The 12329-nt window shown below is 63.3% G+C and carries 11 protein-coding genes; 5 read left to right on the forward strand and 6 right to left on the reverse strand.

Features of this window, described 5'->3' with window-relative positions; translation table 11 throughout:
- Window positions 1-28 precede the first annotated feature (28 nt).
- The 5 genes from NKJ80_RS07565 to NKJ80_RS07585 are packed head-to-tail and all read right to left on the reverse strand — an operon-like array spanning window position 29 to window position 5473.
- On the reverse strand, window positions 29-1234 hold the full coding sequence (locus tag NKJ80_RS07565) for a molybdopterin molybdotransferase MoeA (RefSeq protein ID WP_023693454.1): 1206 nt from the start codon (window positions 1232-1234) through the stop codon (window positions 29-31).
- Window positions 1235-1717 (reverse strand): cyclic pyranopterin monophosphate synthase MoaC, encoded by a 483-nt coding sequence (gene moaC / locus NKJ80_RS07570; protein WP_023684710.1) that lies wholly within the window; start codon window positions 1715-1717, stop codon window positions 1235-1237.
- A gap of 2 nt (window positions 1718-1719) precedes the next feature.
- Entirely contained in the window at window positions 1720-2532 is an 813-nt protein-coding gene (trpC, locus tag NKJ80_RS07575) for an indole-3-glycerol phosphate synthase TrpC (protein WP_023684711.1), read from the reverse strand.
- 3 nt (window positions 2533-2535) lie between these two features.
- Entirely contained in the window at window positions 2536-3546 is a 1011-nt protein-coding gene (gene trpD / locus NKJ80_RS07580) for an anthranilate phosphoribosyltransferase (protein ID WP_352497358.1), read from the reverse strand.
- A 31-nt stretch (window positions 3547-3577) separates the two neighbouring features.
- Window positions 3578-5473 carry a peptidylprolyl isomerase gene (locus NKJ80_RS07585; RefSeq protein ID WP_023688560.1) on the reverse strand — a complete coding sequence of 632 codons (1896 nt, stop codon included), beginning with the start codon at window positions 5471-5473 and terminating at the stop codon, window positions 3578-3580.
- Between the two features lie 147 nt (window positions 5474-5620).
- On the opposite strand from NKJ80_RS07585, the gene tpiA reads away from it, so the two are divergent.
- The 5 genes from tpiA to NKJ80_RS07610 all read left to right on the forward strand — a co-directional run bounded on the left by tpiA (window position 5621) and on the right by NKJ80_RS07610 (window position 10740).
- Entirely contained in the window at window positions 5621-6391 is a 771-nt protein-coding gene (tpiA, locus tag NKJ80_RS07590; protein ID WP_023688559.1) for a triose-phosphate isomerase, read from the forward strand.
- Window positions 6392-6587: 196 nt separating this feature from the next.
- Window positions 6588-7076, forward strand: a complete 489-nt coding sequence (secG, locus tag NKJ80_RS07595; protein WP_023693455.1) for a preprotein translocase subunit SecG — start codon at window positions 6588-6590, stop codon at window positions 7074-7076.
- Between the two features lie 201 nt (window positions 7077-7277).
- A complete protein-coding gene (locus NKJ80_RS07600; RefSeq protein ID WP_023693456.1) occupies window positions 7278-8396 on the forward strand; it encodes a L,D-transpeptidase in 1119 nt (372 codons plus the stop codon).
- A gap of 154 nt (window positions 8397-8550) precedes the next feature.
- Window positions 8551-10188 (forward strand): CTP synthase, encoded by a 1638-nt coding sequence (gene pyrG, locus NKJ80_RS07605; protein ID WP_081725397.1) that lies wholly within the window; start codon window positions 8551-8553, stop codon window positions 10186-10188.
- Between the two features lie 15 nt (window positions 10189-10203).
- Window positions 10204-10740 (forward strand): DUF1697 domain-containing protein, encoded by a 537-nt coding sequence (locus NKJ80_RS07610; protein ID WP_352497359.1) that lies wholly within the window; start codon window positions 10204-10206, stop codon window positions 10738-10740.
- A 95-nt stretch (window positions 10741-10835) separates the two neighbouring features.
- Here the strand turns inward: NKJ80_RS07610 and NKJ80_RS07615 are convergent, their stop codons facing one another.
- Window positions 10836-12293: an NCS1 family nucleobase:cation symporter-1 gene (locus NKJ80_RS07615; RefSeq protein WP_023688556.1), complete on the reverse strand. Its 1458-nt coding sequence runs from the start codon at window positions 12291-12293 to the stop codon at window positions 10836-10838.
- Between the last annotated feature and the right edge of the window lie 36 nt (window positions 12294-12329).

Here is a 12329-nt window from a genome sequence, read left to right on the forward strand (position 1 = left end):
TGGAATTAACGGCTTGGATCCGCGACCTTCAGCGCAACATCAGAACGCTGCAAGCAGCGCCTGCTTCTGCCGCCGGAGCGAAGGGCTCGCGCACGATCAGGCCGGTGGCGTCGGCCAGCATTCTCAGCATCGAGGAATCCTGGATGCCGAACGGCGTCGCCACCAATGCGCCGGCTTCTTCCCGGACCACGGCGCGCACATAGTCTTGCCTTAGATCATTGGCCGGCATCGCGGCGCCAAGCTGAGCCTGGCGGATGTCCTGCCGGTGGGGACGGCCGCCGAGCTGCGCCAATAACGGCTTCAGGAACAATTGCGAGCAGACCAGGCTCGCCACCGGATTGCCGGGCAGGCCGATGCACCTGATATCGCCCAGCCGCCCGAACATCAGCGGCTTGCCCGGGCGCATGGCGAGCTTCCAGAAGTCGAGGTTCATGCCTTCGCCGGTCAGCACGTCATGGACGAGATCATGGTCGCCGACCGAGGCGCCGCCGAGCGTGACGATGACGTCGGCTTTCGCATCGACCGCCTTTTTCACCAGCGCCGCGATCGCTTCCTTGCGATCGGCCGCTATACCGAGATCGAGCGCGCGAGCGCCGACCGACTGCGCCACAGCAGCGACGCCATAGGCGTTGGACGAGATGATCTGGTCGGGGCCAGGTTCGCTACCCGGTGGCAGCAATTCGTCGCCGGTGGCGATGATGGCGACCAGCGGCCGTTGCACCACGTTCAACCGGGGATGATTGGCCGACGCCGCCAGCGACAATGCAGCCGGATCGAGCACGCGGCCTTTCTCCAGCAGCACGTCGCCTTGGGCAAAATCCAGTCCAAGGCGGCGGATGTTACGGTTCTTCGCCGTCGGTTCGGTGACCTCGATCCGGCCACCGCCGAGATCGCGGACATTCTCCTGGATGACGATGGTGTCTGCGCCTTCCGGCAGCGGCGCGCCGGTGAAGATGCGCACAGCTTCCGCCTTACCTACAGCGCCGTCAAAGCCTCGCCCTGCAGGCGCCTTGCCGATCACCGAAAGCCTCGCCGGGAGGGTCGCCACATCCCGCGCCCGTGCGGCATAGCCGTCCATGGCAGATGCATTGAAAGGCGGCTGGGTACGCAGCGCCACGACCGGCTCCGCCAGCACCCGGCCGGCCGAATCCGCCAGCGCGACGCTTTCACCGGGCAACGCCACAGCGCCGTCGAGTAGGCGTTGAAGCGCCTCGGCGACCGGAACCAGCGCCATTTACGAACCCGCCTTGTAGTCGCCGGACTTGCCGCCGGTCTTTTCCACCAGCTTTATACCGGAAATCACCATGGCGCGGTCGACCGCCTTGGCCATGTCGTAAATGGTCAGGCACGCGACAGATGCCGCGGTCAGCGCCTCCATCTCGACCCCGGTCTTGCCGGTGACGCGGGCGAGCGCGGTGACCCTGAGGCCGGGCAGCGTGGTGTCCGGTTCGATGTCGACCGACACCTTGGTCAAAAGCAGCGGATGGCAGAGTGGGATCAGCTCATGCGTTTTCTTGGCAGCCATGATGCCGGCAATGCGCGCGGTACCCAGCACATCGCCCTTCTTGGCGTCGCCGTCGAGGATCATCTTCAGGGTTTCGGCCCGCATCGAGACAAAGCCCTCGGCGACCGCCGTGCGCGTCGTCTCCGCCTTCTCGCCGACATCGACCATGTTGGCCTCGCCCTTGGCGCCGAGATGGGTGAGGGCGGCTGCCATCCTCAGATGGCCTCTGCTTTCGCCTTGCCTGTCAAAAGCAGCCGCGTTGCCGCAGCGACATCCTCTTGCCGCATCAGGCTCTCGCCGACGAGGAAGGTGCTGATGCCGGTCTTTTGCATCCTGAAGCAATCGTCGTGGGTGAAAATTCCGCTCTCGCTGACCAGCAATCGGCCGCCCGGCACCATCGATGCCAGCCGTTCCGAGGTCTCGAGGCTGGTCTCGAATGTTCTGAGATTGCGGTTGTTGATGCCGATCAGCTGCGACGAGAGTTTTACCGCGCGCTGCGTCTCGGCCTCGTCATGCACCTCGATCAGCGCGTCCATGCCGAGTTCGAACGCGGTCGCTTCCAATTCGCTCGCCAAGGCATCATCGACGCTGGCCATGATGATCAGGATGGCATCGGCGCCCCATGCGCGAGCCTCGTAGACCTGGTAAGGGTCGAACAGGAAATCCTTGCGCAGCGCGGGCAGGGACACTGCCTTCCGTGCATTGGTGAGAAATTCCGGCGCGCCCTGGAAGGATGGCGCATCGGTCAGCACCGAAAGACAGGCGGCACCGCCTTTCTCATAGGCCTGCGCCAGTGCGGGCGGGTCGAAATCGGCACGGATCAAGCCTTTGGATGGGCTTGCCTTTTTGATCTCGGCGATCAGGCCGAAGCTGCCCGATCTGCGCTTCGCCTCAAGCGCCCTCCGAAAGCCACGCGGTGCGTCGGCATCCTTGGCTCGCGCCTTGATCTCGGCCAACGGTATCCGCGCCTTCGCCGCCGCGATCTCGTCGCGCTTGTAGGCCTCGATCTTGCGCAGAATGTCAGCCACGGCTCATCCGTTCGAAATCTCGACCAGCCTGTCGAGCACGCCCAGCGCCCGGCCGCTGTCGATGGCCTGTGTGGCCGCGGCCATGCCGTCGGCAAGCGTCGTCGCCTTGCCGGCCACCACCATGCCGGCGCCGGCGTTCATCAGCACCGTATCGCGATAGGCCCCGGCAGCACCTCTCAGCATGTCGCGCAACGCCGTGGCATTGTAGGCGGCGTCGCCGCCGCGCAACTCGTCCTTGGTGTGGCGCTGCAGGCCGACGGCTTCCGGGGTGAGCGTGAAATGGCGGATCTCGCCGCCGGCCAGTTCCGCCACCTGCGTTTCGCCGGTGGTGGTGATTTCGTCATAGCCATCCCCATGGACCACCCAGGCATGCTCGGTGCCCAACGCCTTCAATGTCTCGGCCACCGGCACGATCCATTCCGGCAGGAACACGCCGACCATCTGCCTGCTGACGCCAGCCGGATTGGACAGCGGTCCGAGCAGGTTGAAGATGGTACGCGTGCCGAGCTCGACGCGGGTCGGGCCGACATGCTTCATCGCAGGGTGGTGCGCCGGCGCGAACATGAAGCCGACGCCGGCCCCCTGGATGCAGCGGCCGATCACCTCTGGCAGGATATCGATCTTGACGCCGAGCGCGACCAGCACATCGGCAGCGCCCGTCAGCGACGACAGGCCGCGATTGCCGTGCTTGGCGACCGGCACGCCGCAGCCGGCAATGACGAAGGCCGAAGCGGTCGAGATGTTGACTGAATGCGAATTGTCGCCGCCCGTGCCGACAATGTCGATGGCGCCCTCAGGAGCTTCGACGCGCAGCATCTTGGCACGCATGGTGGCGACGGCGCCGGAAATCTCGCTCACGGTCTCCCCGCGCACGCGCAACGCCATCAGGAAGCCGCCGATCTGGCCCGGCGTCGCGTCGCCAGACATGATGATGTCGAAAGCTTCGCGCGCTTCCTCGAAGGTAAGCCCGGTTCCCGTGGCGACCTTGGCGATATGGGTCTTCAGGGCGCTCATTGGGCCAAGACGTTCATTGGGCTAAGGCCATTCATTGGGCGAGGGCTTGGGAAACGGCGGCCTGGTCGACGCTGACGGCGTACTGCGTCTGCAACTGCGCCACCAGCTGGTCGAGCAGATCGTCGGACATGCCTTGCGTGAAGGATTTTTGCGCATCGTCGGGTACCGAGCTGGCGTCGGCTCCGGCCGGCTCGAACACTTCGGCGACCTTGAACAGGATCTGGCCGTCGCCGGTGGGCGAGGGGATCAGCCCGGTGCCGCCTTCGCCGACCCCGAACATCGCAGCAGCACCCTCCTTGCCGAAATCGACATCGTCGGCCTCGCGCTTCACGCCGCGCTTGGTCTGCTTTTCAAGCTTCAGTTCGCCGGCGATGACGTCGAGTGTGGTGCCAGCCTTGAGGCGCTTGTCGAGTTCGTCTGCTTTCGCGGTCAGCCGCTTGGTCGTTTCCTCTGTCGTCCAGTCCGCCACCACGCGCTGGCGGACTTCGTCCAGCGTGCGGTCGCGAGCCGGCGTGATCGATGTCAGTTCATAGAACACGAAGCCGTTGTTAGGCGTGGTCAGGGCTTGATTCTCGGTGTTGGGCTCGGCCTCGAACACCGCCTTGATCAGGTCCGGCGATGCCGGCAGGTCCTTGATGATGGTGCCGTCCGGCTTGAGGCCGGTGCGGTCTATGGCCTCGACGGTGACGTCCTTGAGCTTCAGTTTGGCGGCGGCTTCGGCCAGCGTGCTGCCGGCGGCGCGGGTGTCTTCGTAGTTGTCGTGCACGTCGAGCAGGATGCGGCTTGCTTCGCCGAGCGCCAGATCCTTTCGGATCTGGTCTGACACTTCCGCCAGCGGCTTCACCGTTTCCGGTTTGATCTCGGTGACGCGCAAAAGCACCGGACCGAACGCGCCCTGGACGACCGGGCTGACTTCGTTGACGGCAAGCGCGAATGCGGCATCGGCGACCGCCTTGTCGGTGATCTTATCCTTGGAGAGCGTGCCGAGCAGCGTGTCGGCCGGGGTCTTGCCCTGCGCGGTGACGATCTTGTCGAAAGTGGCGCCCGTCTTCAGCGAATCGGATGCCGCCTTGGCGGCGTCCGCGGAAGGGAACACCAGCTGTTCGATGGTGCGCATTTCCGGCGTGGTGTAGCGGCCCTTGTTCTTGTTGTAGTCGTCGCTGACCTGCTGGTCCGTTACGGCGCTGACATCCATGATGTCTTCGGGCTCGAGCCGGACATAGGAGAATTTGCGGTATTCTGGCGCCGCGTAGGTTTTCTTGTTGGCCTCGAAATAAGCCTGAAGCACGCTGTCGGATGGCGCCTCGATGGGCTCCACCAACGCCTTTGGCAAGATCAGATAGTCGATGGTGCGGTCTTCGCCCCGATAGAGCGCAACTGCCTTGAAGAAGGTGTCCGGAGCCTTGAGGCCGTCCGAAACCGCTTCGACGATCTGCTGGCGCACCGCCACCTGAGCCCGGTTCTTCAGATAATCCTCCGGCCGCATTCCCAGTTCGCGCAGCCGGGATTCGAACAGCCGGCGGTCGAACTGGCCATTCGGGCCTTGGAAGGCGGGTTCCTGCCGCGTCAGTTCGGCCAGCCTGTCCTTGGAGAAGCCAAGCCCGAGCTTGCGCGCCTGTTCGTCAAGGACGGCGCCGGACACCAACTGAGCCAGCACCTGGTTGTCGATGCCATAGGCCTTGGCCTGGTCGCGGCTGATGCGCTGGCCGATCTGCTGCTGCAGCATGGCGATCTGGCGATCGTAGGCGAGGCGGTACTCGGTGATCGACACGGTGGTGCTGCCGGCGGTGATCACCGCATGATGGCCAGCCAGGAAGCCGCCCGTCATCCGCGTGGTGACGCCCCAGGCAAGGAAACTCAACACCAGCAGCGACAGCAGGGCTTTCGCGACCCAGGTCCCTGCCGCGCTTCTCAATATACCAAGCATTGTTACTTCCGATTTTTGCGCAGTTTTGCGTGCGCCCGAGTCTGAAACAAGCGCAATAGCGCCCTTCCGGCTCACTGTCGATTGCTTTGTGGCCTGATTTTGATAGGGAGGGCGAGACCCCAATGTCGCCCGGAGAACCAGATCCCCATGACGCCAGGAATTCGACCGCTCGTTGCCGGCAACTGGAAAATGAACGGCACCAGCGCTTCGCTGAACGAGCTCAGGATGATCGGCAACGGCTTCATGAGCGGGCTCGACGCAGAGACCGAAGCATTGGTCTGCGTGCCGGCGACCTTACTGTCGCGCGCCGTCGAAATCCTGTCGCGCACGCCGGTGCGGGCCGGTGGCGAGGACTGCCACATCAAGGAAAGCGGCGCCTTCACCGGCTGCGTCTCAGCCGAGATGCTGAAGGATGCGGGCGCCAGCCACGTCATTGTCGGCCATTCCGAGTGCCGCGAACAGCGCAGCGAGGACGATGCCATCGTCCTCGCCAAGGCCTCGGCGGCGTGGCGGGCAGGGCTCGTCGCCATCATCTGCATCGGCGAGACCAAGGCCGAGCGCGAAGCGGGCACAGCACTCGACGTGTTATCGCGCCAGGTCGCCGGCTCGGTGCCACCGAGCGCAACGCCCGCCAACACCGTTATCGCCTACGAGCCGGTATGGGCTATCGGCACCGGCCTGACGCCGACCGCCGAAGACGTGGCGGAGGCGCACGCGCATATCCGCCAAAAACTGGCGGAAGCGCTCGGCGCAGCCGTGGCCGGCAAGATGCGCATCCTCTATGGCGGCTCGGTCAAGGCGTCCAACGCTGTCGAACTGCTAGGCGTCAAAAACGTCGATGGCGCGCTGGTTGGCGGCGCCAGCCTGAAGGCGTCCGACTTTCTCGCCATCGCCGAGGCATACCAGAATATCTCGTAGGCCCCGGAATTTCGTTGCCGACCAGTTCGGTCATAGACTTATGAACGCAGCAGTTCGGCGGAAATCGTTGCAAAGGGCGCATTGCTTCCCATATTCCGGCCACGGGCTTGGAAATGCCGTTAAAGCATTGTATGGAGCCGCCTCCAAATCACCGGCCCTGATCGCCAGGGAGCGGCAGGGCTTGCCAGGATAAAATATGGAAACCGTACTGATCGTCATCCACCTCATGGTCGTGCTCGCCCTTGTCGGCGTGGTGCTGCTGCAACGCTCCGAAGGCGGTGGTCTCGGCATTGGCGGCGGTTCCGGTTTCATGACCGCGCGTGGCGCCGCCAATGCGCTGACGCGGGCGACGGCGATCCTGGCCGCGGCCTTCTTCGTGACGTCGCTGACACTCTCGATCGTTGCCCGCTATGGCGAAAAACCGATCGACATTCTCGACCGCGTGCCGGCCGACAGCGGCAACGGCGTGCTCAATCAGTTGCCCGGCACGACGGCGCCGACGCCGCCTTCGGGCAACACCGCACCGGCCGCGCCCGCGGCCAACGGCGCCGCCACCACGCCGCCCGCCACCACGGCCCCGGCGACGGCTCCATCTCCGGCGACGCCACCTGCAACCGATTCGGCTACGCCGCCGGCTACCAATGGCGTTACCTTGCCGGTGACACCGCAGGTTCCGAACCAGTAGTCGGTAGCGTCAGATGCCGCGATCTGTTGTTGTTTCAACACAGTCGCGGCAAATGGCACACGATCACGAAGATTCGACCGCACCCCGTGCTTGAGGCCCGTACGCCACTTCGATTATAGATTGCCGGCGGCACTTTCTGCGCCCTTGGGGGGCGCCGGGCGACGCCGTGGGCAACAAGCATTGAACGATCGGATCTTCGCCATGCAGCTTCGCAGCTTCATTTTCATGGGGTTTTGTGCCGTATTCGGCATGAGCTCCGCGGTCTTCGCCGGCACTCCGGCAATGACCTCACCGCAGGCGGTTGGCAAAACCGCTGTCATCAACGTCGCCGCCAAGAGCGATGCGACGCAGCTGAAGCTTCTCAAGAAGAAGAAAAACCCGAGCCCGGATGATCTGGCTCAGATCAGCAAGCTCGAAGACAAGATCGCCGCCGACAGGGATCTCGCCCGCGTCAAGGCGCTCGAGGCCCGCAAGCTGGCGATGCGCGATGCGGCGAAAGCCAGGGCCGATGCCCAGCGCCAGGCGTTCCTGGCAAGCAAGGGCAAGCCGGTCGTGGTTGCCGACGCCAAGCCAGGCAAGAAGACCACCAAGATCATCGCTCCGGTTGACCCGATCGCGCCGATCGAGCCGATCGAATCGGCTGAACCGCTTCCGGCCGAAGCGATGAATATCGCGCTGACCGGCAACAATGGCGAATTGCGCAGCGAGGCCCCGGGCCAGAAGCCGACGAGCGGCGGACTGTTCGCCGGCCTGTTCGGCGGCACGTCCTCTGCCTCGTCGATTGCCTATCTCCCCGAAACGCGCGCGCTCGACCAGGCTCTCGCCAAGCGGCAAGCCAAGAAGCAGTTCAAGGTGAAGCCGGAATTCGTGCCGCAGGACGTCGAATTCAGCGGCTATGAGCCGGGTACGATCGTCATCGATACCAGCGCGCGCCGCCTCTACCTCGTCGAATCGGCTTTCACCGCCCGCCGCTATGCGATCGCGGTCGGCCGCGAAGGCCTGCAGTTCAAGGGCAAGGTTGCCGTTGGCGACAAGCAGGAATGGCCGCGCTGGATCCCGACGCTCGACATGCAGAAGCGCGAACCCAAGCATTATGGCCAGTACAAGGACGGCATGCCCGGCGGCGGCCAGAACCCGCTCGGCGCCCGCGCCATCTATCTCTACGACGGCAAGAAGGACACGCATCTGCGCATCCACGGCACAATCGCGCCGCAGTCGATCGGAACCAGCGCTTCCAATGGCTGCTTCCGCATGATCAACGAGCACGTCATGGACCTCTACAGCCGCGTCAGGGTCGGCACCAAGGTCGTCATCATCTGACGCTTTCACAAACCTGCCGAAAGGGCCGGCTTTTGCCGGCCCTTTTGTTTTGACCAAAACACCAGTCTCGAACCTCGGGACTATCGCGCCTTCTCTGGAAAAAGCCTCAGCGGCGGTTTTTTCTCTGGCGGAATCAATTCGGCCGCGTTAAGCGATGACTCCCATGGCGCGATATGTATTCATCACAGGCGGCGTGGTTTCCTCACTTGGAAAAGGCATCGCTGCAGCGGCCCTTGGGGCTCTCTTGCAGGCGCGAGGCTATCGCGCACGCATCAAAAAGCTCGATCCCTATCTCAATGTCGATCCCGGAACGATGTCGCCTTACCAGCATGGCGAGGTTTTCGTCACCGATGACGGCGCCGAGACCGATCTCGATCTTGGCCATTACGAGCGCTTCACCGGCCGCTCGGCCAACCAGCAAGACAACATCACCACCGGCCGCATCTACAAGAACATCATCGAGCGCGAACGGCGCGGCGACTATCTCGGCGCCACCGTGCAGGTCATTCCGCATGTCACCGATGAGATCAAGAATTTCGTGCTCGACGGCAATGACGACTATGATTTCGTGCTGTGCGAGATCGGCGGTACGGTTGGCGATATCGAGGCGATGCCGTTTCTCGAGGCTATCCGCCAGCTCGGCAACGATCTGCCGCGCAACAACGCCGTCTATGTCCACCTGACCTTGATGCCTTACATCCCCACGGCCGGCGAGTTGAAGACCAAGCCGACCCAGCATTCGGTCAAGGAACTGCGCGGCATCGGCATCGCGCCCGATATCCTGCTGGTCCGCGCCGACCGCGCCATCCCCAAGGAAGAGCGCAGAAAACTGTCGCTGTTCTGCAATGTGCGCGAGAGCGCCGTCATCCAGGCGCTCGACGTGCCCCACATCTATGACGTGCCGATGGCTTACCACAAGGAAGGGCTCGATTCGGAAGTGCTGGCCGCCTTCGGTATCGATCCGGCGCCGAAGCCGCGCATGGAGCCCTGGCAGGCCGTGTCCAACCGCATCCACAATCCGGAAGGCGAGGTAACGATCGCCATTGTCGGCAAATACACCGGCCTCAAGGATGCCTACAAATCGCTGATCGAGGCTTTGTCGCATGGCGGCATGGCCAACCGCGTCAAGGTCAAGCTCGACTGGATCGAGAGCGAGATTTTCGAGAAGGAAGACCCGACGCCGTGGCTGGAAAAGGTGCATGGCATCCTGGTGCCCGGCGGCTTCGGCGAGCGCGGCTCGGAAGGCAAGATCCTGGCGGCGAAATTCGCCCGCGAGCGCAAGGTGCCGTATTTCGGCATCTGCTTCGGCATGCAGATGGCCTGCATCGAGGCAGCGCGCTCGCTGGCCGGCGTCGAACACGCCTCGTCGACCGAATTCGGTCCGACCGACGAGCCGGTCGTCGGCCTGATGACCGAATGGCTGAAAGGCAACATGCTGGAGAAGCGCCGCGAAACGGGCGATCTCGGCGGCACCATGCGGCTTGGCGCCTATCAGGCTGAACTCGCCAAGGGTTCGAAGATCGCCGACATCTATGGCGACACCCAGATTTCCGAGCGCCATCGCCACCGCTACGAGGTCAATATCGACTACAAGGAGCGGCTAGAAGATTGCGGCCTGGTGTTTGCCGGCATGTCGCCCGACGGTGTGCTGCCGGAAACCGTCGAATATCCCGACCATCCCTGGTTTATCGGCGTCCAGTATCACCCGGAGCTGAAGAGCCGGCCGCTGGAGCCGCATCCCCTGTTCGCCAGCTTCATCTCGGCCGCGGTGGACCAGTCGCGGCTGGTATAAGCAGGCCGCGTTGCCATGCAAACCTATGTTGCGCTGCTCTACAGCATTATCCTCGGCGAAGGCCGCCGGGTCGTCATGGCCGACCTCAAGGCGATGGCTGAACAGCTTGGGCTGAAGAACCCGCGCACCCTGGTGGCGACCGGCAATCTGGTCTTCGAGACACGGGCGACTGGTATCGCCAAGCTGGAACAGCAGTTGGAAACGGCCTTCGAAAAAACCTTCGGCCGCAATGTCGTCATCATCGTGCGCACTGCCGAGGATTGGCTGAAACTTGCCGCCGGCAACCCATTCCCGGCCGACTCTGCCGAGGCAGGCGATCAGGTGGCCGTGCGGGTGATGCGCGAGCCAGCGTCAGCGGATGGTGTGGCCGCGCTCCAGGCCTATGCCGCCGAGGACGAGAGGGTGGCTTCGGTCGACGGCGACATCTGGGTCGTCTTTTCGCGCCAGCGGCCAAGCTCGCGGCTGCTCGCTGCCATGAACCACAAGCGCATGGGCATCGGCACCGCACGCAACTGGAACACGGTGCGGAGGTTGGCTGAGATGGTGGAGTAGGGAGTAGGGAGTAGGGAGTAGGGGTATTATTCCCTACTGACTACTGACTACTGACTACTGACTACTGACTACTGACTACTCCCTATCCCTCAATTTCACGCCTTCGCCGTCCTGGCCCCTGCGCCAAGGGCGGCGGTGCGAAGGACGTAGTAGATGACCCCTGCAATGCCGACGCCGAAAAACCAGCCATAAACGCCCCACCATGCCGGCAGCAAATTGGTGAAGTTCGGCAGGACCGAGGAGAAGATGGCGCCGATGCCGGCTGCTATGAAGGCGTTGACGTGCCAGCCGCCCTGGAAGCGGAACTCGCCATCTTCGCGGTACAGTGCCTCGACGTCGACCTCGCCCTTCCGGATCAGATAGTAGTCGACCATCATCACCCCGAAGATCGGCCCCATCGTCGCGCCGATGACGTTGACGAAAGATGCGGCACTGCCTTCCCACGGCGCGAAGGGATAGAGCACCAGCGCGATAACAGCTGCGATATAGCCGCCCTTCTTGAAGTCGATCTGCCGGGGAAAGACATTGGAGAAGTCGAAGGCCGGCGAGACGAAGTTTGCCACCACATTGATGCCGAGCGTCGCCACGGCAAAAGTCAGGGCTGCAAGCGCTGCCAGGAACCAGCTGTCGAATTTCGCCGAGATCTGGTCGGGATGCAGAAGCACTTCGCCATACACGTCGAAGGCAGCGATGGTGGTCACGCCGGCGACCAGCGAGAACAGGATGAGATTGATCGGCAGGCCCCAGATGTTGCCCTTGCGCAGCGATGCCTTGTCTGGGGCATAGCGGGCGAAATCGCAGAAATTGAGATAGAGCGCTGAGAAATAGGTGACCCAGATCGCCGCCACCGCAAACAGCGACGTCCAGGAGCCAGGGGTTCCGGGTACGCCGGCATCCTTTGTCTTGTCGAGCAGCACATCCATCGGGATGTCGCTGGTGAAGGCAAATCTCCCGGATTTTACACAGAGATAGATCGCCAGGATCAACATCATCACCCACACCGCCGGTCCGGCCCAATCCTGGAAGCGGCGCACCGTTTCCATGCCGTTCTGGATGATCAGCAATTGCAGTGCCCAGATGACCACAAAACAGATCACTTCCAGACCCGTGTGGCCGAGGAAATGCGTGTTGGCATTGAAATCGGCGAACCATTGCGAGCGGATCAGCAACGCCACGATCGCGCCCGATGCCGCCGCCGTCTGCGCGCCGTACCAGAAGCAGGCGACGATGGCGCGCACCAGGGCCGGAATGTTGGCGCCCCAGATGCCGAAGGAGGCGCGCGCCAGCACGGGGTAGGGCACGCCGGTCTTCACGCCGGCATAGCCGACCATGTTCATCAGCGCGTAGATGATCAGCGAACCGATGCCGATGGCGATGATGAAATTGACGAAGCCGCCGCAAAACAGGAACAGGCTTGCGGCGAGATAATAGCCCCAGAGGCTGTGGACGTCCGACGTCCAGACGTTGAAGATCGAGAACGGCCCCCAGTTTCGGACTTTGGCCGGAGCCAGATCCTCATTGTATAGATCAGGTGATGCGCCTTGTATGGTCACTGCGATGTCCTCCCCTTGATGCCGCACGCGCCCTCA

The sequence above is a fragment of the Mesorhizobium sp. M0030 genome, from assembly GCF_040323695.1.
Classification (GTDB): domain Bacteria; phylum Pseudomonadota; class Alphaproteobacteria; order Rhizobiales; family Rhizobiaceae; genus Mesorhizobium.

What these genes read in the sequence shown, in the direction of transcription:
- NKJ80_RS07565 (WP_023693454.1), bottom strand. Translation starts at nt 1,234, where the DNA reads ATGGCGCTGGTTCCGGTCGCCGAGGCGCTTCAACGCCTACTCGACGGC.
- moaC (WP_023684710.1), bottom strand. Translation starts at nt 1,717, where the DNA reads ATGGCAGCCGCCCTCACCCATCTCGGCGCCAAGGGCGAGGCCAACATG.
- trpD (WP_352497358.1), bottom strand. Translation starts at nt 3,546, where the DNA reads ATGAGCGCCCTGAAGACCCATATCGCCAAGGTCGCCACGGGAACCGGG.
- NKJ80_RS07585 (WP_023688560.1), bottom strand. Translation starts at nt 5,473, where the DNA reads ATGCTTGGTATATTGAGAAGCGCGGCAGGGACCTGGGTCGCGAAAGCC.
- tpiA (WP_023688559.1), top strand. Translation starts at nt 5,621, where the DNA reads ATGACGCCAGGAATTCGACCGCTCGTTGCCGGCAACTGGAAAATGAAC.
- secG (WP_023693455.1), top strand. Translation starts at nt 6,588, where the DNA reads ATGGAAACCGTACTGATCGTCATCCACCTCATGGTCGTGCTCGCCCTT.
- NKJ80_RS07600 (WP_023693456.1), top strand. Translation starts at nt 7,278, where the DNA reads ATGCAGCTTCGCAGCTTCATTTTCATGGGGTTTTGTGCCGTATTCGGC.
- pyrG (WP_081725397.1), top strand. Translation starts at nt 8,551, where the DNA reads ATGACTCCCATGGCGCGATATGTATTCATCACAGGCGGCGTGGTTTCC.
- NKJ80_RS07610 (WP_352497359.1), top strand. Translation starts at nt 10,204, where the DNA reads ATGCAAACCTATGTTGCGCTGCTCTACAGCATTATCCTCGGCGAAGGC.